The following is a 21818-nucleotide window of genomic DNA, read 5'->3' as shown; positions in this document are numbered from 1 at the left end:
AGCGCTCACCGCCCTTCCTCCACCGTCAGCACTTCGAGCGAGATCGTCACCCGATCGCCCGCGCGGCGGACATGATCGACTACCAGGTCCGCCACCAGGTGGCGGCGCAGGCGCAGTTCCGCATCGGGCAGGCCGGCGATCCAGGCGTCGAGCGCGGCCGAGGGCGGGGCGGCGAGCGTGAGGAGGTGGCGCGCGCCGGTAAAGGTGGCGCTGGCCCATCGCGTCCAATCCGATGCGACCAGCGCGGCGGGGCAGCCCGCCGCTTCCGCACTCGCCTCCAGCGCTCGGCGCAACAGCGCTTCCGCATCGGGGCCGCGGCTCATTGCCCGGCCTCGCCTTGCCGGGCCTGCGCCGGTTGCTGGGCGGCCAGGAACGCCTCGACTCGCGCGACGATGCGCGGGCCGGGTTCGCGACCGCGGCGCAGGTCGAGCACGAAGCGCGGGTCGCGCACTGCCAGCCGGCCGAACTTGGTGGGCGGCATGTCCGTCGCCCGAAGGAATTTCTCGATCTTGCGATGCACCGACATCCGCCTGTCTCCCGTCCGATTCGCTGAAGATCGTTCCTAATTTGTTCCGTATTTCCTACTTGTCTAGGAAAAATCCTACGGGTATGGAGATGTCATGGATCCGGAAGCGCAACGCGCCGCGCTGGAAGCGCTGATCGCGGAGAATGGCACGAGCCTTTCCGAGCTTTCGCGGCTGCTCGGGCGCAATCTGGCCTATCTTCAGCAATATGTGGTGCGCGGCACGCCGCGGCTGCTGGCCGAGGCGGACCGCGCGTTGCTGGCGCGCTATTTCGGGGTGCCCGAGGCGCGGCTGGGTGGGCCCGAGGTGGCCGGGATGGTCGCGGTGGCGCGGCTCGACGTGGGCGCCTCGGCGGGCCCTGGCGGCCTGGTCGAGGGCGAGGCGCGGCGGCGGCCGGGCAGCTTCTCGCCCGACCTGCTGCGCGCGCTGGGCGTGCGCGCCGAGGCCGCCTCGATGATCCGGGTGAAGGGCGATTCGATGGCGCCGACGCTGGAGGATGGCGACGAGATACTGGTCGATCGCGACCGGCGCCGTATCGAGGGGCGGGGCGGGGTGTTCGTGATCCGGCTCGACGGCGAACTGATGGTGAAGCGGCTGCGCACCGGAGTGGGCGGGATCGAAGTGATCTCGGACAATCCGGCCTGGGAAGCGCGGGTCGTGCCGGCGGCGCTGGTCGATGTGGTGGGGCGGGTGGCCTGGCTGGGCCGGGCGATCTGACCCTCTCCCTTCGGAGGAGGGGCCGGACTACCGCCCCGTCCGCATCCGATCGGCCAGCCACACCAGGATCAGCAGCGCGATGCCGACGCCCAGGCCGATGAGGAAGCCGAACGAGGCTTCGCCGCGGGCGATGCCGGCGAACACGCCGACGATCAGGCTGAGCGCGAGCAGGAAGCCGCCGGCCATCGGCGTCTTGGAGGGGGGCTTGGTCATGGCCGCTCCTCTGCCACGTCCCGGGCCGGGACGCCACCTGTGCCGAACCGGGGCAGGCGATACGGCATTTTCGGCATGGTTAGCGGAAATTCAGCATCATGTGGCGCGCGAAGCGGGGATTCCGCGGAACTGGCATGATGCGTGAGTGTCTGCCCGCATGAACATGATGCCTTATCTCGGCGATCGCCGCGAAATCGCCGACGCCAACGAACTCATCGCCCGATTCGGCGAACTGGCCGGCAGCGAGGCCGCCGCGCTTGCCGATCGCAGCCGCGACCTTGGCAACCACATCCATTTCTGCCGCTGGCGCCAGATCGAGCGGCTGATCGTGCTGATGTCGGTCGGCCGGGCAGTGGGGACGGTGCACTGAGTGCATTCCCCTGCCCGGAAGGGCGGGGAGACGAAAGGGCACGGACCCGAAACCATCGCGCGGCGTTCCTCAAGCGATGAACACGCCCCAATTGCTCTCCGTCGGCGTGCTCGCCGGCATGATGCTGCTCTTCGTCTGGGGACGTTTCCGCTACGACATGGTCGCGGTGATCGCGCTGCTCGCGGCGCTGGCGCTGGGGATCGTTTCGCCCAAACAGGCCTTTACCGGCTTTTCCGACGACATCGTGATCATCGTGGCCAGCGCGCTCGTGCTTTCCGGGGCGGTGCAGCGCTCGGGCGTGATCGAGCGGGCGATGCTGGTGCTCCAGCGGCGCGTGACGCGGATCCGCTCGCAATTGCTGCTGCTCTGCGCCTCGGTCGGCTTCGCCTCCGCCCTGGTGAAGAATATCGGGGCGCTGGCGATGATGATGCCGGTCGCCTTCCAGATGGCCAAGCGCTCGAACATATCGCCGGCCGCCTATCTGATGCCGATGTCCTTCGCCTCGCTGCTCGGCGGGCTGATCACGCTGATCGGCACCTCGCCCAACATCATCGTCAGCCGGGTGCGCGAGGAGATGACCGGGCAGCCCTTCGGCATGTTCGACTATGCGCCGGTCGGGTTGGGGCTGACGTTGATGGGGCTGGTCTTCCTGCGCTTCGCCTATCGGCCGCTGCCGCGCGACCGGCGGGCGGCGCCGACGCTGGGCGAGGCGATCGACATCCAGGACTATGTGACCGAGGCCGAGATTCCCGCCGGATCGCCGGCCGTGGACGAAACCGTCGCCGCCTTTCGCGCGCGCCACGACGATGCAGTGAAGGTCACCACGATCCTGCGCGCCGGCATCCGCGCGACGCCCTTCCCCGACACGGTGCTGCGGGCCGAGGACCTGCTGATCCTCACCGGCGCGCCCGACAGCCTGGAGCGGGTGATCGCCGGCGACCGGCTGGCGCTCGAGGGCTCGCAGCGCGAGCGGCCGGAGGGCGCCGAGGGCGAGCCGGGCGTGATCGAGGCGGTGATCGGCACCGAGAGCCCGCTGATCGGGCGCAGCGCCGGACGGCTGGGGCTGCACGAGCGCTTCGGCGTGAACCTGATCGCGGTCTCGCGCCAGGGCGAGCGGCTGGCGAGCCGGCTGGGCGCGATCGTGCTGCAGGCGGGCGACGTGATCGTGCTGCAGGGCCCGCTGGAGCTGCTGTTCGAGCGGCTGGGCGAGCTGGGCTGCCTGCCGCTCGCCCAGCGGACGCTGCGGCTGGGCAGCGCCCGCAAGGGGCTGCTGCCCGTCGCCATCCTGGCCGCGGCGATGGCGGCGACCGCGCTCGGCTATGTGCCGGTGGCGGTGGCCTTCTTCGCGGCTGCCGGGCTCACCATCCTGCTCGGCGCCTTGCCGGTGCGCGAGGCGTACGACCATATCGAATGGCCGATCCTGGTGATGCTGGGCGCGCTGATCCCGGTCTCCGATTCGCTGCGGACCACGGGGGCGAGCCAGATTATCGGCGACTGGCTGGGCCAGCTCGCCGCGACGCTGCCGCCCTGGGGCGCGGTGGCGCTGATCCTGGCGGCGGCGATGGCGGTGACGCCCTTCCTGAACAACGCCGCGACCGTGCTGGTCATGGCGCCGATCGCCGCGACCTTTGCCGGGCAGCTCGGCTATCGCCCCGAGGCGTTCCTGATGGCGACCGCGGTAGGCGCGGGCTGCGACTTCCTCACGCCGATCGGCCACCAGTGCAACACGCTGGTGATGGGGCCGGGGGGCTATCGGTTCGGCGATTATGCCCGGCTGGGCGCGCCACTCTCGGTGTTGGTGCTGGCGGTGGGAACGCCGCTGATCCTATGGGTATGGCCGGTATTCTGACGGGAGTCGCACATATGGAACGGATGGCGCGGATCGAGCGGACGGGCGGGCCCGAGGTGATCGGGTGGAGCGATGTCGCGCTGGCCCCGCCGGGCCCCGGCGAAGTGCGGATGCGCAACACTGCGGTGGGACTCAATTTCATCGACACCTATCATCGCTCCGGCCTGTACCCGGTGCCGCTGCCGAGCGGGCTGGGCGGCGAGGCGGCGGGCGTGGTCGAGGCGGTGGGCGAAGGCGTGACCGACTTCGCGGCCGGCGACCGGGTGGCGACCTTCGGGCCGGGGCTGGGCGCCTATGCCACCGCGCGCAACGTGCCGGCGAAGATCCTGTTCGCGCTGCCCGACGACATCAGCGACGAGACGGCGGCGGCGGCCCTGCTCAAGGGCGGGACGGTGGAGTTCCTGGTCGAGCGCTGCGCCCGGGTCGAACCGGGCTGGACGGTGCTGGTCCATGCCGCGGCGGGCGGCGTGGGGCAGATCGCGGTGCGCTGGCTGAAGGCGATCGGCGCGACGGTGATCGCGACGGTGGGGCATGGCGACAAGGTGGCGCTGGCGCGCGGGGCGGGGGCGGACCATGTGCTGCTGGCGCGCGAGGACGACATTGCCGCGCGGGTGCGCGAGATCACCGGCGGCGCAGGCGTGGAAGTGGTGCTCGACGGCGTCGGCAAGGCGACCTGGGAGGCATCGCTGGCCTCTGCCCGGCGGCGCGGACTGGTGGTGAGCTTCGGCAATGCCAGCGGGCCGGTCGAGGGCGTGGCGCTGGGCGCGCTGGCCCGGGCGGGCTCGCTCTACGTGACCCGGCCGACGATGTTCGACTATTATGTGACGCCCGAGGAGCGCGCCGCGGGCAGCGCCCGGCTGTTCCAGATGCTGCGCTCGGGCGCGGTGCGGGTGGACGTCAACCAGCGATTCGCGCTGGAGGACGCGGCCGAGGCGCACCGGGCGCTGGAGGCCGGGCAGACGACGGGATCGACGCTCCTGCTGCCCTGAGAAAGGGGAGGTCATGATGAAGCTGCAAGGCCTGGTGCCGTTGCTTCAGGTGTTCGACATGGCGGAATCGGTGGCATTCTATCGCGACGTGCTCGGCTTCGAGCTTGTCGAGCATTCGCCCGAGATCGAAGCGGCGGAGGGGCGCTATTTCCACTGGTGCTGGCTGCGCAATGGCGGGGGCGAGCTGATGCTCAACACGCTGCACGATGCGGGCGAGCGCCCGCCGGCGCGCGATGCGGCGCGGACGGCGCGGCTGGGCGACGATATCTGCCTGTATCTCGGCTGCGGGGACCTGGGCGGCGCCTGGGCGGAACTTCAGGCCAGGGGCGTGGCATCGGCACGGGCGCCGGTGACGACGCTCTATGGCATGCGCCAGCTCTATCTTGCCGATCCCGATGGGTACGGCATCTGCCTGCAATGGAGGGCGTGAGATCCAGGCAGGGCAAATGGCCGCCACCGTCATCCCCGCAAAGGCGGGACGACGGGGTTTGCGGATCGGGTCGCGACCCTAGATGCTGTTCGGATCGACGTGCTGCTGGATCGGGCGGCGCTCGACCCTTTCGGTGGTGGTGCGCGTCTCGGTCCGGCCGTTGCGGGTGATCGTCCAGGTGACGATGCGCGTGCGGCGGCTGACGGTGCCGGCCAGGTCGATCGTCACCTTGATCGTGCCCGAGACCTGGTCGCCCGCATGCGCCTTGCGGGCAGCGTCGAGGGTAAGTTCCTGCCCGCCGATCTCGGCTGCCGCGACATCGGCCCGGGCCAGTTCGTCGCGGATGGCGGCGGGGTCGACCGCCAGCTCGGCGGTGAAGCCCTTGCCGTCGGGCCTGGCCCTGAGCGGTGCCGGGCGCGCCGCCTGGGCATCGGCATAGGGGGCGCCGTCGACGAGCTTCAACTGGCCGATCGCAAAGGCATCCACCGTGCGCAGCGCCGTGTCGGGGTCGCACTCGATGCGAAAGGCGGCCCAGCCGGCAACCCAATGGCCGCACGCGGCGCGCGTCAGGTTGGCGTCCTTCAGCCATTTGTCGATGCGGGCCTCCAGCGCGGCGCGGTCGCGTAGCTGGAGCGCGCCGCCCTGGGGCTGGAACACGCGGACCGGGAAGGTCCAGTCGCCCCCCTGGCTGCCGGGCGGCAGGCCGTATTCGAGTTCGACCCCGGCCGGCGTCACCGCGACGATGCGCTCGATCAGTGCGTCGCTGTTCTGCGAGCTGCGCATCGTGCCGGGGCCGCGCTGCTCGACCAGGGTGGTGCGGACGAGCTGGAACTGGTCCCCGGCCTGCTGCGCCGCCGCAAGGGACGGCGCGAGCAGCCCGAAGGGGAGGAGGAAGGCCGCGCGCATCATGCCAGCGCGCCGACCATCGCCTTCACTTCCATGAACTCGGCCAGGCCGAACTTGCCGTGCTCGCGGCCATTGCCCGACTGCTTGTAGCCGCCAAAGGGCAGGTTCGGATCCGGCTGGCCGCCATTCACATAGACCATGCCGGCGCGCAGCTGCGGGGCGACGCGCTTCACGGCGTCGGCATCGCCGAAGATGACCGCGGACAGGCCGTAATCGGTGTCGTTGGCGATGCGGACCGCGTCTTCCTCATCCTCGTACGGGATGATCGTCACCACCGGCCCGAAAATTTCCTCCCGGGCGATCGTCATGTCGTTCCGCACGCCCGAGAAGAGCGTGGGACGGACGAAATAGCCGGTCTCGACTCCGTCCGGACGGCCGGGGCCGCCCGCCTCGAGCTTGGCGCCTTCCTCCATGCCGCGGGCGATCAGGCCCTGAACCTTCTCCCACTGGGCCTTGTTGACCAGCGGTCCGATATGGCGGCCCTCCTCGGCCGGGTCGCCGGTGTGGGTGGCCTTCATCACTTCGGCGGCGGCGGCGGCGACCTGTTCCTGCATGCCCTTCGGCACGAGCAGGCGCGTGGGGGCGATGCAGCTCTGCCCCGAATTCATCAGCACGCTGAACAAGGTGGTCTGGACCGCGCGGCCGAGATCGGCGCCTTCGAGCATCAGCGAGGGCGACTTGCCGCCCAGCTCCTGATGGACGCGCTTCACCGTTTCCGCCGCGTTCTTGGCGACGAGCACGCCGGCACGGGTGGAGCCGGTGAAGCTCACCATGTCGACGCCCTTGTGGCGCGAGAGCGCGGTGCCGACGCCGGGGCCGTCGCCATTGACCAGGTTGAACACGCCCTTGGGCACGCCGGCGGCGGCGAGCACTTCGGCGAAGATCATCGCGCAGCGCGGCGCTTCCTCGCTGGGCTTGAGCACCATGGTGCAGCCGGCGGCGAGCGCCGGCGCCACCTTGGAGACGATCTGGTTGAGCGGCCAGTTCCAGGGCGTGATCATCGCGACGACGCCGATCGGTTCGTGCACGACCAGGCTGTTGCCGATCTGCTCCTCGAACCGGAACTCGCGCAGCGCCTTGGCGGCCGACATCAGGTGGCCGAGGCCGGAGCCGACCTGCGCGGTTCTGGCCAGGCTGATCGGGGCACCCATTTCCTGGCTGATCGCTTCGGCCATGTCGCCGGCGCGCGCCTTGTATTCGGCGAGGATCGCTTCGATCAGCGCCACCCGCTCGTCGACGCTGGTGCGCGAAAAGCTCTCAAAGGCCTTGCGCGCCGCGGCGACCGCCTGGTCGACATCCGCCGCGGAGCCGAGCGTGATCTCGGTGACGGCTTCCTCGGTGGCCGGGTTGATCACTTCGTGCCGGGTGCCGCCCTGGCTCTCGACCCATTCGCCCCCGATGAACTGCTTCAGATAGCTGCGCATCACTCGCCTCTCCAATTCTCGAAAACCCGGTATGGTGCCTAGATGGACAGTTGCCATTCGCAACGCAAGTGCGCGACTCAGCCCGGCTGGACCATGAAGACGCTGCCGCCGATATCGACGAGGAACAGATTGCCGGCGGCGTCTTCCCCGAACGAGACCAGGCTGCCGATCGTACCGGCGTCGGGCGTGAAATCGAGGTTGCGCCGTTCGTAGCCGGCGGCGGGGAACAGCTGGCCCTGCACCAGCGAGGCCGCCGGCAGCGTCCAGATGTTGCCGCTCACATAGTCGCCGAAGACATATTGCCCCTGCAGCGAGGGGACGGGGCCGCGATAGACATAGCCGCCGATGATCGACGCGCCCTGCTTGGGGCCGTTGCCATGATCATATTGCGAGACCGGGGGCGTCAGCCCGCCCGGCGCGGTGCCGGTATAGGGCCGGGTGCCTTCGAGATAGCGCCAGCCGAAATTGAGCCCGGGCTGGTCCGGCCGCAGCACGTCGATCTCCTCGATCGCGCCCTGGCCGACATCGCCGATATAGAGGCGCCCGTCCGGGCCGAAGCTGGCGCGGAAGGGATTGCGCAGGCCGAGCGCGAAGACATAGGGATCGCCGCCGCTGCCGAATGGGAACGGATTGCTCATGGGCGGCGCGAAGAAGGTGGGGGCGCCGCCGGCATAGGGATCGGAAACGACGTTGATGCGCAGGATCTTGCCAAGCTGCGAATAGGGGTTCTGGGCATTGTTGCCGGGATCGCCGGCACCGCCGCCATCGCCGATTCCGACATAGAGATAGCCGTCGGGCCCGAAGCCCATCCAGCCGCCATTGTGATTGTTCGCTCCGGGATGCGGGATCACCATCCTGGCCAGCACCGTCGGCGGGAAGCCGGCGGCGCGGAAGGCATATTGGCGAAGCTCGATATCGCCGTTCGCCGCGGTGCAGAAGATCATGAAGCGATCGGCGTTGATCGGATTGGGCAGCGGGGCCATGCCGAGCAGCCCGCGCTCTCCGTCGGTGCTGAGATCGCCCACCGTGAAGACGAGGGCGCGCGCGCCGGTGGCCGGGGCGAGGCGATAGAGGTTGCCGCCCTTCTCGAGCACGTACACGTCGCTGCTGCCGGGGATCCCGGTCACGAAGGTCGGCTGGTTCAGCCCGGTCGCGACCCGTTTCACCGCGATCCCCTCCCGGCTGTTGGTGACGGTCACGGCCAGGTCGAGCGTCGAGGCGGCGCTGCCGTCGCTGGCGCGCAGCTGGACGCGATAGACATTGTCGCCATCCGCGTCGGTCGGCGCCTCGAAATTGGGCGCCGCGACGAAGCTGAGCGCCCCGGCGGCGGTGATCGCGAAGCGCGCCGCGTCTGCACCGCCGGCGATCGAGAAGGTGATCGGGTTCCCCTCCGCATCGATCGCGGCCGCCTGATAGGCGGCGGTCCCGTTCTCGACCATGTTCGTGGCGGCCGGCGAAGTGAAGCTCGGCGCGGTATTGGCGGGCGTCGGCGTGCCGCCATTGCCGCCGCCTCCGCTGCACGCGGCGACGAGGAGCAGGGCAGGGATCGTCGAGAGGCTGCGCATGGCCATCATTCTAGGGACGATTGTTTAACTGGTGAGACGCGCTTTCTTTCCGTCTCCGGGAAAGGAACCGTTCCGGCGGCAAGGAAAGTCACGCGGTTTACGCCGCAACGCAACAGGGATGTCATGATCCGGGGCCAACGGCGTGGGCAAGCGGGCGGCAGGCGCCGACGAGTTAAAAGGGGGAATGCGCCCGGTCCTTCGGGGCCGGGCGTATTTTTACCAGTCGTAGCGCGTTCGGGCGGCGCGTCAGGAAGGCAGCGGGTCGTCCTTGTCCCCGGCGGCCGGCGCGGCTCCGGGCATGCCACCCGGTGTCGGCGCAGCGGAGAAGGGGAGGAGCGAGCCGAGCTGGCCTGCTATGCTCCCTATCTGGATGCCTGGCCCCGTCGCCCCCGGGTTGCCGGGATGGATGGGGAGCGCGGCGCCCAGCGGAGCGGCCGGGTTGCCGATCGGATGCCCGAAGATGCCCTGGGGCGCGGCCTGGGGCGAGAGGGGCGGGAACGGCAGGCCGATGCCGGGGGATTGCGCCGCGATGCCCGTGATGCCGAGGCCTTGGGCGATCGCGTCCGCGGGCAGGCGGCCAAGGGGATTGGGCAGCGCGCCGATGGGCGGGATCGAGCCCAGGCCCGGAATCTCGAGCGGGGTCGCAGGCCCCGGCCCGTGCGGCGGCCCCTTGTCGGTGGGGCGGTCATCCTCGTCCATCTCGGCTCCTCGTGGCGGGGCGGGCAGATGGGGCCAGCCTAATGCGCACGGGCCGGTCGCGTCGAGTCCGGCGGCGGCGCGCGCGGCTCCCGAAACGGAAAGGGCGCCCGGGTTTCCCCGGACGCCCTTCCGAATCGTCCGATTTCCCGCGGCTCAGGCCGAATAGTACATGTCGTACTCGACCGGCGACGGCGTCATCTCCCAGCGGGCGACCTCGCCGCGCTTGATCTCGACATAGGCCTCGACCTGATCCTTCGAGAACACGTCGCCCTTGAGCAGGAAGTCCATATCGGCCTCCAGGCTGTCGAGCGCCTCGCGGAGCGAACCGCATACCGTCGGCACCTGCGACAGCTCGGCCGGCGGCAGGTCGTACAGGTTCTTGTCCATCGGGTCGCCCGGGTGGATCTTGTTCTGGATGCCGTCCAGGCCGGCCATCAGCAGCGCCGCATAGCAGAGATACGGGTTGGCCAGCGCGTCCGGGAAGCGGAACTCGACGCGCTTCGCCTTGGTGCCCGCGCCGTACGGGATGCGGCACGAAGCCGAGCGGTTGCGCGACGAATAGGCGAGGAGCACCGGCGCCTCATAGCCCGGCACCAGGCGCTTGTAGCTGTTGGTAGTCGGGTTGGTGAAAGCGTTGAGCGCCTTGGCGTGCTTGATCACGCCGCCGATGAAATAGAGGCACGCGTCCGACAGGCCGGCATAGCCATTGCCCGCGAAGGTGTTGGCGCCCTTCTCCCAGATCGAGATATGCGTGTGCATGCCCGAGCCGTTATCTTCCTTGATCGGCTTCGGCATGAAGGTCGCGGTCTTGCCATAGGCATGCGCGACCTGGTGCACGACATATTTGTAGATCTGCATGCGGTCGGCGGTCTGGACCAGCGTGCCATAAGTCAGGCCCAGCTCGTGCTGCGCCGCGGCGACTTCATGGTGATGCTTGTCGCAGGGCAGGCCCATTTCGAGCATCGTCGCGACCATCTCGCCGCGGATGTCGACGGCGGAGTCGACCGGGGCGACGGGGAAATAGCCGCCCTTGGCGCGCGGACGGTGGCCGAGATTGCCGGCCTCATATTCCTTGCCCGAATTGCCCGGCAGCTCGATGTCGTCGATCGCGTAATAGCTGGTGGAGTAGCTGTTCTCGAAGCGGACGTCGTCGAACATGAAGAACTCGGCCTCGGGACCGACATAGACGGTGTCGCCGATGCCGAGCGACTTGAGATAGGCCTCCGAACGCTTCGCGGTGCTGCGCGGGTCGCGGGCATAGAGTTCGCCGGTCGAGGGCTCGACGATGTCGCAGACCAGGATCAGCATCGGGGTGGCGGAGAAGGGATCGATCCACACCGCGTCCAGATCCGGCTTCAGGATCATGTCGGACTCGTTGATCGCCTTCCAGCCCTCGATCGAGGAGCCGTCGAACATCAGGCCGTCGGTCAGTTCGTCCTCGCCGATCACCTTGGCGACCATGGTGAGGTGCTGCCACTTGCCCTTGGGATCGGTGAAGCGGAGATCGATCCACTCGATCTCGTTGTCCTTCACCATCTTCAGAACGTCGCTGGCCGAATTCGCCATTGTTAAGCCCTTTCGCTCTCTTTCGTTGACCCGACGAATCGGGAAAGAATCTTGCCCAGATCGGGCGTTACATCGACGCTATGTTGCGGCGCGTCAAATCGCGTTCTCGTTGCGCTCGCCGGTGCGGATGCGGAGCGCCGTCTCGACCGGGATCACGAAGATCTTGCCGTCGCCGATCCGGCCGGTCTGCGCCGCGGCGGCGACCGCTTCGACCACGCGGTCGGCAAGCGAATCCTCAACCACCACCTCGAGTTTCACCTTGGGAAGGAAGTCCACGACATATTCGGCCCCGCGATAGAGCTCGGTATGGCCCTTCTGGCGGCCGAAGCCCTTGGCTTCGGTGACGGTGATGCCGGAGACGCCCACTTCGTGGAGCGCTTCCTTCACTTCGTCGAGCTTGAACGGCTTGATGATCGCTTCGATCTTTTTCACGGTTTCCCCCGAGGCACATGAGGCTTGCCTATCCGCGCGTCTGGCAAACTTCGTGCCAGAGGCGGGACTCGGCTCGCCCTCTCGGTTGCACGCGCCGCGCCGCTTTAACAAGTGCCTATCAAATGGGCAGCGCCGCATGCGGTGCCGGATTTGGGGGCAGCGGCGAAAGCGTTGCCCCGCGGCAACAAATTATCGGCGACCGGCTTGTGGAACCATTTCGGTGTAATCGCGTTGGGGGCGGCGAGCGTACCGGGGTGCGATGTATGCAGCCTATGCCTATGGACCTGCCCGCCGAACTGCATCGGCGTGGGAACGACCTGCCGGACGGCGATGTGATCGTCGCCACGGGGCCGCTTGTCATCATGGCGCACGGGTTGCTGGCCCTCGATCCCGAGGCGCGCAAGACCTGCTGGATCCACAGCGAGATCGGCGATCTGGATGCAGCGGCTGCCGAGGAGCAACTGTCGTTCTGGTCGCGCGCCGCGCACTGAGATGCGGCCTGCCTCAGTAAATATCATAATTTACGTAATAGCGTTTACTATTGCCGTGAAGTAATATTGTCCAAAATGGGAATAATGTCCCCAGGAAGTTGCATTGACTCCCCAGTCGATATGGGGATTCCTTGCACAAGTTGTTCGAATCGGTTCGCGCTTGACTATAAGCGAGCGAATGAGCCCCGGCGGCGGTGCGGCCCACTCCCTCCACCCGCCGCATGCGTCCGCCCGGCCTTCCGGCCGCTGGCGGACGCAACCCGTTGCGTAGCGCCCCAGGCAAGTTGCGGAACGCTTCAATAGGGCGGGTGGTCGAGGCCCCTGGGGCTCCTGGTGAAGATTTCGCAGCCGTCCTCGGTGATCCCGATCGAATGCTCGAACTGCGCCGAGAGCGAGCGGTCGCGCGTCACCGCGGTCCAGCCGTCGTCGAGCAGCTTCACGTCCGCCCGGCCGATGTTGATCATCGGCTCGACGGTGAAGAACATGCCGGGGCGCAGCTCCGGGCCGGTGCCGGGGCGGCCGACATGGACGACTTCGGGCGCGTCGTGGAAGATCTGGCCCAGGCCGTGCCCGCAGAAATCGCGGACCACGCCGTAGCGATGCTTCTCGGCATGGCGCTGGATGGCATGGGCGACGTCGCCGAGATGGTTGCCGGGCCTGGCCTGTTCGAGGCCGAGCATCAGGCATTCATAGGTCACGTCGACCAGGCGGCGCGCCTTGATGCCGACATCGCCGACCAGGAACATGCGGCTGGTGTCGCCGTGCCAGCCGTCGAGCATCGGCGTCACGTCGATATTGACGATGTCGCCGTCCTTGAGCGTCTTGTCGCTCGGGATGCCGTGGCAGACGACATGGTTGATCGAGATGCAGCAGCTGTGCGTGTAGCCGCGATAGCCGAGCGTGGCGGGCACGCCGCCGGCGGCGACGGTCATCTCGCGGACGATGTCGTCCAGTTCGGCGGTGGCGACGCCGGGTACGACATGGGGCACGAGCGCGTCGAGAATCTCGGCGCCGAGGCGGCCGGCGCGGCGCATGCCCTCGAAGCCTGCGGGGCCATGGAGCTTGATCGCGCCATCCCGGGCCTGGGGCATGTCGGCAGTAACGGTCACATATTCGGTCATCGCGGCGATATAGGCTGGTCGGCGCCGTTTTTCGAGAGGCAGAAACGCTCGCCGAGCCGGGCGAAGCCCGCGCCGCCGCGCTCCGCCGCCCGGCGCTTCGCCGCATCGGGGAAACGGGCCGGGTTGGTGTGGTTCAGATGGATGAAACGGACCTTCGCGGCGAGCACGGGCGGCAGGCGGCGGATCGTGTCGGCGATGCGGGGATGGGGAACGCTCTTCATCCGTGCGGGATCGCCAAGCTCGCTATCGTCGAAGAAGGTGCCGTCGAGATAGGCGACGTCCACCCGGGCCAGCATGTCCTCGAGCCGCTGGTCCCATTTCTCCCAGCTGTCGATGTCGGGAAGAAAGAGCGCGCTGCGCCCGGCGCCGGCGATGACGAAGCCGACCGTCTCGGAATATTCGTCGCGGTGGGGCACGAGATAGGGCGTGACCGTGATGCCGTCGGGCAGCCGGGTGGCGGTGCCGGCGGCGAGCGGCCGGAGCGCGATATTGTCCAGGCTGACCAGCTGGCTCCACGGGCCGTTGTTCTTCAGGAACTCGGCCATGCGCGGCATCGCATGGACAGGAACGCCCCGGGCGTTCGCCGATTCCCGGCCGAGGAACATCAGGCCGGCATAATGGCCGATATGCGCATGGGTGAGGAAGATGCCGTCGATGCCGAGGCCCGGCGTGCGCTTCGGATCGTGCACGTCGAGCCATTCCAGCTGCTCGCGCAGGTCGGGCGTGGCGTCGAACAGGTAGCGCGCACCGCTGGCATGATCGACCAGGGCGAGCGAGGCGGCCCAGGCCCGCAGCGCGGGATCGCGCCAGGCGGGGTCCTCCGGATGGCCGATCTGCGGGGTGCCGGCATCCTGCGAGGTGCCGAGCACGACCAGTTCGGCCTGACAGGGGGCAGGGGTGGAGGCGGCGGCGGAGAGCGCGAGGGCGGCGATGGCGAGCAGCATGACCGGGACGCTAGGCGCGGACGCCGCATGCGTCTATGCCGGGGATATGGGCGAACGCATCTGGACGGCTGGGCTGGCGGTGATCGGCGACGAGATTCTCTCGGGCCGCACGCAGGACAAGAACATCGCCCAGATCGCGACCTGGCTGAACGTGCAGGGCATCCGCCTGGCCGAAGTGCGCGTGGTGCCGGATGTCGAGGCGCGGATCGTCGAGGCGGTCAACGCGCTGCGCGACCGCTACGATTATTGCTTCACCACCGGCGGCATCGGCCCGACGCATGACGACATCACCGTCGACGCGATCGCCGCGGCGCTGGGCGTGGGCGTGGTGATCCACCCCCAGGCGCGCGCGGTGCTGGAGCGCTATTACGAGACGCGCGGCGGGCTCACCGATGCGCGGCTGCGCATGGCGCGGGTGCCGGAGGGCGCCGAGCTGATCCCCAACCGCATGTCCGGCGCGCCGGGTATCCGCGTCGGCAATCTCTTCATCCTGGCGGGGGTGCCGCACATCACGGCGGGCATGCTCGACGCGCTGACCGGCACGCTGGAGGGCGGGCGCCCGCTGCTCTCGCGCACGATCGGCGCCTGGGTGGCGGAGAGCGAGATCGCCGAGTTCCTGGGCGAGACCGAGCGCGCCCATGAAGGCGTGGCGATCGGCAGCTATCCCTTCTTCCGCGACGGCCGCACCGGCGCCAACTTCGTGGTGCGGGCGACCGAGCAGGCGCCGCTCGACGCATGCGGAGACGCGTTGCTCCACGGGCTGGCCGAGCGGGGGCTGGAGGCGGTCGAAGGCGGGATCTGACTTTCCGGGGGAATGGGGCATGACGGAATCGAAGCGGCCGTTCGGCTTCTGGACGGCGACCGCGCTGGTGATCGGCAACATGATCGGCTCGGGCTTCTTCGCCTTGCCCGCGCAGCTCGCGCCCTATGGCTTCACCAGCGTGGCGGCGTGGATCGCGGCGATCGCGGGGGCAATGGTGATCGCCTGGGTGATCGCCGGCCTTTCGCGCGCGATGCCCGAGGCGACGGGCACGCTGGCGATCTGTGTGCGCGCGCTGGGGCCGCTCCCCGGCGTGCTGATCGCCTGGACGATGTGGGTCGGCGTATGGGCGGCGAACGCGTTCATCGCGCTCACCGCGATACGCTATCTGGCGGTGTTCTGGCCGCCCCTGGCCCAGTCTTCGCTCAGCCTGGTGCTGGCGGCGGTGGGGCTGCTCTGGGGGATCACGCTGCTCAACCTGCGCGGCGCACGGGCGGCGGGCGAGTTCCAGGTGGTCACCACGCTCGTCAAGCTGGTGCCCCTCGTCGCCATCGTGCTGCTGCTCGCCCAGCTCGGCGCGAAGGGCGACCTTGCCGCGAGCGCGCATCCGCACACGCCGTTCGATGCGAGCCAGCTGGCATCGGCGGTGACGCTGGCCTTTTTCGCGATGGTCGGGTTCGAATGTGCGGGCGTCGCGGCCGAGCGGGTGCGCGATCCGGCCCGAACCATTCCCCGTGCCACGCTGACCGGGGTGGGGCTGACCGGGCTGCTGTACCTGATCGCCTGTTCGGGGATCATCTTCGCGATGCCGCAAGGATCGGTGGCGGGCGCCAATGCGCCGGTGGCGCTGTTCGTCGAGGCCTTCTGGGGCCATTGGGCCGGGCTGGCGGTGGCGGGCTTTGCTGCGATCGCCGCGATCGGCGCGCTCAACGGCTGGGTGCTGCTGCAGGGCGAGGTGCCGCTGGGCATGGCGCGTGCCGGCGTGATCCCCGCCCGTATCGGGCGAACCAGCGGGCGCGACGTGCCGGTGGCGGCGCTGCTCGCGTCGAGCGCGCTCGCCAGCGTGCTGGTGCTCAGCAACGTCTCGCGCGATACCGCCGCCATCTACGACTTCATGCTGCGCGTGACGACGGCGGCGACGCTGTGGTTCTATGCCGGCACCTGCCTGTCCGCGCTGGTGCTGGGCGTCGTGCGGCCCGCCGCTGCGATCGGGCTGGTCTTCGCGCTCTGGGCGATCTGGGGCGCCGGCTATGAAGCGATCGGGCTCAGCCTGTTGCTGATGGCGACGGCGATCCCGCTCTACCTGATGCGCGGTTCAGCCGAGCAGGCGGCCGAGGAGGCTGCGATCCCTTAGGATCTCGTGCGCGGCATTGTGCCCCGGCGCGCCGGTGACGCCGCCGCCGGGATGGGTGCCGGCGCCGCACATGTAGAGCCCCCGGATCGGCCCGCGATAGTCGCCATGGCCCAGCACCGGGCGGGCGGCCCAGAGCTGGTCGAGCGACATGTGGCCGTGCATGATGTCGCCGCCGACCAGGCCGAACTTGCGCTCCAGATCGAGCGGCGAGTGTATCTGGCGCGCGATCACCGATGCCTTGAAGTTGGGCGCGTGCTTCGTGACGGTATCGATGATGCGGTCGGCGGCGGCTTCGCGCGCCTGGTCCCAGTCCAGGTCGGGCGCGAATTGCTGGCAGAACAGCGCGGCGACGTGCCGGCCCGGCGGGGCGAGGCTGTCGTCCACCGTGGAGGGGATGGTCATCTCGACGATCGGCGCGTCGGACATGCCCCTGGCCCTGGCGCTGACATAGGCGCGGTCCATATAGTCGAGCGTCGGGCAGATCATGATGCCGGCGGTATGATGCTCGCCGGCGCCGGGCAGGACGGTGAAGTCCGGCAGCTCGGAGAGTGCGACGTTCATCCGGAAGGTGCCCGAGCCGGCCTTGTAATGGTCCATCCGCCGGGCGAAGTCGGCGGGCATGTCGGCGCGGTCGACGAGTCGTCGATAGAGCAGAGCCGGGCCGACATTGGCCGCGACGGTCCCGGCGGCGATCTCCTCGCCGCTCTCCAGCCGCACGCCGGCGACCCGGTTCCCGTCGACCAGCAGCTTCGCGACGGGAGCCTCCAGGCTGATCTCGACGCCGGCCTCGGTACAGGCTTCCGCCATCAAGCGGGTGATCGCGCCCATGCCGCCGATCGAATGGCCCCAGGCACCCTTCCTGCCGTTCACTTCGCCGAAGACATGGTGGAGCAGCACATAGGCGCTGCCCGGCGTATCGGGGCTGGCATAGTTGCCCACCACCGCGTCGAAGCCGAAGGCCGCCTTGACATAGTCGTTCTCGAACCAGCCATCGAGGAAGTCGCGCGCCGACTTGACGAACAGGTCCATCGTGTCGCGCTGCGCCTCGATCGGCATGCGCGCCAGCTTGCGCCCCTGCGCCGCGGCGGCGAGCAGCGCGCGGACGCCGCCGCCGACATTGGGCGGCGTCTTGAGGGCCATGTCGCGCAGCACCGCGGCGACGCGCTCCAGCGCCTCCTCGTAGCGCGGAAACGCCTCGGCATCCCTGGCCGAGAAGCGCGCGAACTCGGCGCGAGTGCGTTCATGCCCGCCGCCCAGCTTCAGATAGCCGCCCTCATGCGGCAGGAAGTTGGAGATCTGCCGCTCGACCACGCGCCAGCCGCGTGCCGGGAGCTTCATGTCGGCGATCACCTTGGGGCGGAGCAGGCTGACCGTATAGCTGGCCGTCGAGTTGCGGAAGCCGGGATGGAATTCCTCGGTCACCGCCGCGCCGCCGACGACATGGCGGCGCTCGAGCACACGGACCTTCAGGCCGGCGCGGGCGAGGTAGAAGGCGCAGACCAGGCCGTTATGGCCGCCCCCGATGATCAGGGCGTCGTATCTGGCGGTCATCGGCCTCCCTTTCCTGGCGCCATCGGCTTATACGGCGAACGGGCCGCAAGCGGTCCGCCGCGACGTTCGTGCACAGGCTGCCAGACCATGCGAAGGATCGTCCGGAAAGCAAGGAGAAGCACGATGCCGATCCCCGCGACGGTGGGCGCGTTCGCCATAGTTCCCCACAACGACCTCGGGGCCGCAATGCCGTTCTGGGAACGGCTGGGCTTCGCTCGCGTCGGCGGCGATGCCGCCTATGCGATCATGAGCGGCTGGGGGTGCGAGGTGCACCTCACCCAGGCGGGCCCGGGCCCGTGGCAGGTGCCGGAGGCGCACAACCCGTTCGGCGTCTTCATCCGCACCCCGGAAGTGGATGCCGTCGCCGCGCTGGTCGACGATCTGATCATCCGCCCGGGCGGCGTGCTGCGGCATCGCGAATGGGGCCTGTACGAAGTGGGTATCGCCGGCCCGGACGGCATGCTGATCCGCATCGGCTGGCCCTCCCGGCTGATGCCGGAGCCAGCCCCCGATGGCGGCGATCCGGCCTGAGCGGTTGGGTAGCGACGCGAACCCCGGGATCGAGCGGGGCCGGCGCCGCCTCAGTTGAGATCCTGCCGCAGGAAGCGGAGCTGCGTGGCGGCCGCTGCGGCGAGGATCCAGCCCATCAGCACGGCGAACGACATCCCCCAGGACATCGACACGACGGCATCCGGCCCGAGCGGCATCGTCAGGCCGGCACCGCTGGCCCAGGTCTTCAGATTGGCCAGGTGATAGAAGGGCAGCACCCTGACCAGCGTCTCCGTCAGCGCCGGCACATATTGATGGAGGAAGAGGCCGATCAGCGGCCAGAGCCCCTCGATCACGACGAGCGCGATCGACAGGATCACCGTCGCGAGGATCGACTGGGTGAGTATCGCGAACAGCCCGGCAAAGGCGATCGTGTAGACGATGGGCAGCAGCGCATGCGCGCCCGCCTGCCAATGCGCTTCGAGGACGGCGGCCAGCGTGACGCCGGCGGGGATGCCGTCGCCCTGGAAGGATCCCAGCCAGCTGCCGATCAGCGTGATGAGGTCCGCTGCGATCAGGGCGATCGTCAGGAAGCCGAGCGCAACGACCCATTTGGCCGCGATCAGCTGCCAGCGCGCGCGTGCCGGAATGATCAGCTTCCAGGTGTTCCAGCCATATTCGCCGGCAAACACCACTGCGCAGAAGCCGGCGATGAGAAAGCGTCCGGGCGGCGAGGCCGGGAGCTTCCACAGAGTCGTGCTCTCCCGGATCCATTCCAGGGCGGGTTGGGCGGGCGCCGGCACGCCATGCGCCCGGAACGCGCCGTAGACGAGCATCCCGGCAACGATCAGGGTGATGGCGATCGGATAGATCCAGACCATCATCCAGGTCGCCCGGTGACGGCGAAGCTTCAGCGCCTCTGCACGGACGGCATCAAGCATCGGAGTCCCTCGTCATGGTCAGGAAGATTTCCTCGAGGCTCTGATCGTCGGGGCCCATATGGAAAATGTCGGCGCTGGCCTCGACCAGCGTGCGCACGATCGCCGGCGCTTCGGCCCGGCGCGCGCGCACCTTGAGCGCGCCGGCGATGCGCTCGACCGGCCAGCGCCCCTCGAGTGCGGCGGCCGCGGCGTCGAGCGGTTCCGCCTCGATGCGCAGCGCCTCGCCCTGGTCGAGCATCTCGCGAACCGTCGCCTCGCGAAGCAACTGCCCCTTGTGGACGATCGCCACCCGGTCGCAGATCTGCTCGACTTCGTGGAGCAGGTGGCTCGACAGGAACACTGCCTTGCCGTCCGCAGCCAGGCCGCGCAGCAGCGTGCGCATATCCTGGATGCCCGCGGCGTCGAGACCGTTTGCCGGCTCGTCGAGGATCACAAGATCGGGATCGTCGAGAAGCGCGGCGGCGACGCCCAGGCGCTGCTTCATGCCGGTCGAATAGCCCTTCACCTTGCGCTTCGCGTCCCGCGCCAGGTCCACCCGTTCGAGCACCGCCTCGATGCGTGCGCCGTCATGACCCTGGGTACGGGCGAGCACGCGCAGATTGTCGCGCCCGGAAAGGAAGGGATAGAAAGTGCCGCCATCGACCAGCGATCCCACCCGACGCAGCGCCTGCCGGTCCGAAACCGGCCGGCCGAACAGCAGGGCATCGCCGTCGCTCGGCCGGATCAGGCCCAACGCCATGCGGATCGTCGTGCTCTTGCCCGCGCCATTGGGGCCGAGAAAGCCATAGACCTCGCCGCCGCGGACGGTGAGCGAAACGTCATCGACCGCCCGCTTGGCGCCGGCGCCGCGGCCATAGGTCTTGCCGAGCGCGCGCAACTCCAGCGCTGGCGCGCCGCCAGGTTCGTCTGTCGACAATGTGATTCCCCCAGGGCTTCGGCCTCGATGCCCACTGGAGACGATTTCTGCACGATCCGGTGCGTGTTATCAAGCTAATACGCTCGCAGCGGATCGGGGGCAGCGCATGCCGGCGCGGAGGCGCTATTTCGTCAGGCCCCGGAGCAGGAACTTGTAATAGACGATCGACGGAGCGATCTCGCTGAGCGGGGTGCGCTCGTTGAGGCCGTGGGCGAAGCTGTCCGAGCCCTTCATGAAGATCGGGCTGATGCCGTAGCTCGGCACGCCCTTGGCGCGGAACCACATCGAATCGCTCGCGCCCGCCGACATCGCCGGCACGATCGGCACGCCGGGGAAGCGGGCGTGGATGCCATCCGACACCAGCTTCATCAGGTCGGGCCGCAGCGGCGAGGCGGGGCTGGCGACGGTGCCGCTGTCGAGCGTCCGGAGTTTGAGCTCGGGATCGCCGACCACTTTCGTCAGCGTCGCCGCGACCGCCGCGACCGAGGTGCCGGGGAAGATGCGGCAATTGATGTTGGCGGTGGCGCGCTGGGGCAGCGCATTGGTCGCATGGCCGGCATTGACCATGGTGGCCACGCAGGTGGTGCCCGTCTGGCCGATCAGCCCGGGTTCGGAACGCAGCACGGCAAGCGCCTTGGCGTCGCGCTGATTGGCCATGAAGGCACGCATCGCGGCGGCCATTTCCGGATCGGCAGTCCTGGCGCCCTGGACGAAGCCGGCGCGGGTGATATCGTTGATCTCGCCGGGGAATTGATACGCCTCGATCTTCGCCAGCGCATGGGCGAGCGAATAGATCGCGTTGCTCTTAGTCGGCGCGCTGGAATGGCCGCCGGGATTGGTGAAGGTCAGCTCATAATCGGCATAGGTCTTCTCGGCGCCCTGCAGGCCGAAGATCTCGGGCTTCCCGTGCTCGTCGAGCGCGCCGCCGCCGCCATCGATGTTCAGCAGCAGCTCGCCGTCATGATATTGCTCGGCCATCGCGGCGGTGGTCTTCATGCTGGTCTCCTCGTCGCCCGAGGCGAGGAGGACGATGTCGCGCGACGGCCTGTAGCCTTCGCGCTTCAGCTGGATCAGCGTGGCGACCATCGTCGAGAGGTCGTATTTCATATCGGTCGCGCCGCGGCCGAAGATATAGCCATTCTCGACGATCGGCGTGAACGGATCGCGGGTCCAGTCTTCGGGCTTCGCCTCGACCACGTCCATATGGCCGGAGATGTAGATCGGCTTGGCGGCCCGGTCCGTGCCCGGATAGCGGGCGGCCAGCCAGGCGGTGTCGTCGATCCGCTCGATGCGGATGTCGGCAGGATCGAAGCCGCCGGCGACGAGCTGGGTCTTCAGATAGGCGGCATAGTCGGGCGTCTGGTTGCCCGGCCCGGCAACGGTGCGGAAGGCGATGCCGCGCTTGAGCAGTTCGAGCGCCTGGGCCTCGGCCTGGGGGTTCTGCTGCGCCCGGGCTGCCGTTCCGGTGAACGCCATCGCGACCAGCGCCGCACCTGCAAGAACCCGCATTACCCGTCTCTCCCATTGCCTGGCCGCGACGCTAGCGCCGGACCGGGGCAGGTCAAAC

Annotated in this window: 24 protein-coding genes; 9 read left to right on the top strand and 15 right to left on the bottom strand. The window is 68.8% G+C overall.

Translation table 11 applies throughout. The features are described from left to right. Nucleotides 1-5: 5 nt before the first annotated feature. Nucleotides 6-323 (bottom strand): hypothetical protein, encoded by a 318-nt coding sequence (locus FHR20_RS18270; protein ID WP_167301042.1) that lies wholly within the window; start codon nt 321-323, stop codon nt 6-8. Continuing rightward, nucleotides 320-526 carry a hypothetical protein gene (locus tag FHR20_RS18265; protein WP_167301041.1) on the bottom strand — a complete coding sequence of 69 codons (207 nt, stop codon included), beginning with the start codon at nt 524-526 and terminating at the stop codon, nt 320-322. The genes FHR20_RS18270 and FHR20_RS18265 overlap by 4 nt, the downstream gene beginning before the upstream one ends. 94 nt (nt 527-620) lie before the next feature. On the opposite strand from FHR20_RS18265, the gene FHR20_RS18260 reads away from it, so the two are divergent. Next, complete coding sequence (locus FHR20_RS18260) at nt 621-1241, top strand: S24 family peptidase (RefSeq protein WP_167301040.1); 621 nt, start codon at nt 621-623, stop codon at nt 1239-1241. Nucleotides 1242-1268: 27 nt separating this feature from the next. Here the strand turns inward: FHR20_RS18260 and FHR20_RS18255 are convergent, their stop codons facing one another. Continuing rightward, nucleotides 1269-1454, bottom strand: a complete 186-nt coding sequence (locus FHR20_RS18255; RefSeq protein WP_167301039.1) for a hypothetical protein — start codon at nt 1452-1454, stop codon at nt 1269-1271. A 157-nt stretch (nt 1455-1611) separates the two neighbouring features. Between FHR20_RS18255 and FHR20_RS18250 the strand changes: the two genes are divergently transcribed. From FHR20_RS18250 to FHR20_RS18235, 4 genes are all read left to right on the top strand, one after another. Further along, nucleotides 1612-1824 carry a hypothetical protein gene (locus tag FHR20_RS18250; RefSeq protein WP_208413739.1) on the top strand — a complete coding sequence of 71 codons (213 nt, stop codon included), beginning with the start codon at nt 1612-1614 and terminating at the stop codon, nt 1822-1824. 76 nt (nt 1825-1900) lie between these two features. Beyond that, on the top strand, nt 1901-3673 hold the full coding sequence (locus FHR20_RS18245) for an SLC13 family permease (protein ID WP_167301038.1): 1773 nt from the start codon (nt 1901-1903) through the stop codon (nt 3671-3673). Nucleotides 3674-3687: 14 nt separating this feature from the next. Next, nucleotides 3688-4662, top strand: a complete 975-nt coding sequence (locus tag FHR20_RS18240) for a quinone oxidoreductase family protein (RefSeq protein WP_167301037.1) — start codon at nt 3688-3690, stop codon at nt 4660-4662. Nucleotides 4663-4678: 16 nt separating this feature from the next. Beyond that, entirely contained in the window at nt 4679-5092 is a 414-nt protein-coding gene (locus FHR20_RS18235) for a VOC family protein (protein WP_208413738.1), read from the top strand. Between the two features lie 78 nt (nt 5093-5170). Here the strand turns inward: FHR20_RS18235 and FHR20_RS18230 are convergent, their stop codons facing one another. The 6 genes from FHR20_RS18230 to FHR20_RS18205 form a co-directional block, all read right to left on the bottom strand. Then, nucleotides 5171-6001: a hypothetical protein gene (locus FHR20_RS18230; RefSeq protein WP_167301035.1), complete on the bottom strand. Its 831-nt coding sequence runs from the start codon at nt 5999-6001 to the stop codon at nt 5171-5173. Then, nucleotides 5998-7422: an aldehyde dehydrogenase family protein gene (locus FHR20_RS18225; RefSeq protein ID WP_167301034.1), complete on the bottom strand. Its 1425-nt coding sequence runs from the start codon at nt 7420-7422 to the stop codon at nt 5998-6000. The genes FHR20_RS18230 and FHR20_RS18225 overlap by 4 nt, the downstream gene beginning before the upstream one ends. A gap of 77 nt (nt 7423-7499) precedes the next feature. Next, a complete protein-coding gene (locus tag FHR20_RS18220) occupies nt 7500-8987 on the bottom strand; it encodes a PQQ-dependent sugar dehydrogenase (RefSeq protein WP_167301033.1) in 1488 nt (495 codons plus the stop codon). Nucleotides 8988-9233: 246 nt separating this feature from the next. Next, complete coding sequence (locus FHR20_RS18215; protein ID WP_167301032.1) at nt 9234-9686, bottom strand: hypothetical protein; 453 nt, start codon at nt 9684-9686, stop codon at nt 9234-9236. A gap of 153 nt (nt 9687-9839) precedes the next feature. After that, a complete protein-coding gene (glnA, locus tag FHR20_RS18210; protein WP_167301031.1) occupies nt 9840-11252 on the bottom strand; it encodes a type I glutamate--ammonia ligase in 1413 nt (470 codons plus the stop codon). A 93-nt stretch (nt 11253-11345) separates the two neighbouring features. Beyond that, the gene (locus FHR20_RS18205) at nt 11346-11684 is read right to left on the bottom strand and encodes a P-II family nitrogen regulator (protein ID WP_086131131.1); all 339 of its coding nucleotides are present in this window, start codon (nt 11682-11684) and stop codon (nt 11346-11348) included. 278 nt (nt 11685-11962) lie between these two features. Here FHR20_RS18205 and FHR20_RS18200 point away from each other — a divergent pair, with 278 nt between their 5' ends. Continuing rightward, nucleotides 11963-12175, top strand: a complete 213-nt coding sequence (locus FHR20_RS18200; RefSeq protein ID WP_086131132.1) for a hypothetical protein — start codon at nt 11963-11965, stop codon at nt 12173-12175. Nucleotides 12176-12471: 296 nt separating this feature from the next. Here the strand turns inward: FHR20_RS18200 and map are convergent, their stop codons facing one another. Next, nucleotides 12472-13296: a type I methionyl aminopeptidase gene (map, locus tag FHR20_RS18195; RefSeq protein WP_167301030.1), complete on the bottom strand. Its 825-nt coding sequence runs from the start codon at nt 13294-13296 to the stop codon at nt 12472-12474. Next, on the bottom strand, nt 13293-14240 hold the full coding sequence (locus FHR20_RS18190) for an MBL fold metallo-hydrolase (protein ID WP_167301029.1): 948 nt from the start codon (nt 14238-14240) through the stop codon (nt 13293-13295). The genes map and FHR20_RS18190 overlap by 4 nt, the downstream gene beginning before the upstream one ends. A gap of 46 nt (nt 14241-14286) precedes the next feature. Between FHR20_RS18190 and FHR20_RS18185 the strand changes: the two genes are divergently transcribed. Both FHR20_RS18185 and FHR20_RS18180 read left to right on the top strand, forming a co-directional pair. Further along, nucleotides 14287-15042, top strand: coding sequence for a competence/damage-inducible protein A (locus FHR20_RS18185; RefSeq protein WP_167301188.1), 756 nt, complete (start codon nt 14287-14289; stop codon nt 15040-15042). 19 nt (nt 15043-15061) lie between these two features. Next, nucleotides 15062-16354 carry an APC family permease gene (locus FHR20_RS18180; RefSeq protein WP_167301028.1) on the top strand — a complete coding sequence of 431 codons (1293 nt, stop codon included), beginning with the start codon at nt 15062-15064 and terminating at the stop codon, nt 16352-16354. On the opposite strand, the gene FHR20_RS18175 is transcribed toward FHR20_RS18180, so the two are convergent. Further along, nucleotides 16316-17905 carry a phytoene desaturase family protein gene (locus FHR20_RS18175; RefSeq protein ID WP_167301027.1) on the bottom strand — a complete coding sequence of 530 codons (1590 nt, stop codon included), beginning with the start codon at nt 17903-17905 and terminating at the stop codon, nt 16316-16318. The two genes, FHR20_RS18180 and FHR20_RS18175, sit on opposite strands and share 39 nt — an antisense overlap. A 123-nt stretch (nt 17906-18028) precedes the next feature. On the opposite strand from FHR20_RS18175, the gene FHR20_RS18170 reads away from it, so the two are divergent. Then, complete coding sequence (locus tag FHR20_RS18170; protein WP_167301026.1) at nt 18029-18436, top strand: VOC family protein; 408 nt, start codon at nt 18029-18031, stop codon at nt 18434-18436. Between the two features lie 50 nt (nt 18437-18486). Here the strand turns inward: FHR20_RS18170 and FHR20_RS18165 are convergent, their stop codons facing one another. The 3 genes from FHR20_RS18165 to FHR20_RS18155 form a co-directional block, all read right to left on the bottom strand. After that, nucleotides 18487-19335 carry an ABC transporter permease gene (locus FHR20_RS18165; RefSeq protein ID WP_167301025.1) on the bottom strand — a complete coding sequence of 283 codons (849 nt, stop codon included), beginning with the start codon at nt 19333-19335 and terminating at the stop codon, nt 18487-18489. Next, nucleotides 19328-20251: an ABC transporter ATP-binding protein gene (locus FHR20_RS18160; RefSeq protein ID WP_208413737.1), complete on the bottom strand. Its 924-nt coding sequence runs from the start codon at nt 20249-20251 to the stop codon at nt 19328-19330. Before FHR20_RS18160 ends, FHR20_RS18165 begins: the two co-directional genes overlap by 8 nt. A gap of 123 nt (nt 20252-20374) precedes the next feature. Continuing rightward, nucleotides 20375-21760, bottom strand: a complete 1386-nt coding sequence (locus FHR20_RS18155; protein WP_167301024.1) for a M20/M25/M40 family metallo-hydrolase — start codon at nt 21758-21760, stop codon at nt 20375-20377. Between the last annotated feature and the right edge of the window lie 58 nt (nt 21761-21818).

Source organism: Sphingomonas leidyi, assembly GCF_011761945.1.
GTDB classification, from domain to species: Bacteria; Pseudomonadota; Alphaproteobacteria; order Sphingomonadales; family Sphingomonadaceae; genus Sphingomonas; species Sphingomonas leidyi.
Note: the sequence above shows the minus strand (reverse complement) of the source record. Positions and strands in the feature narration are given on the sequence as shown.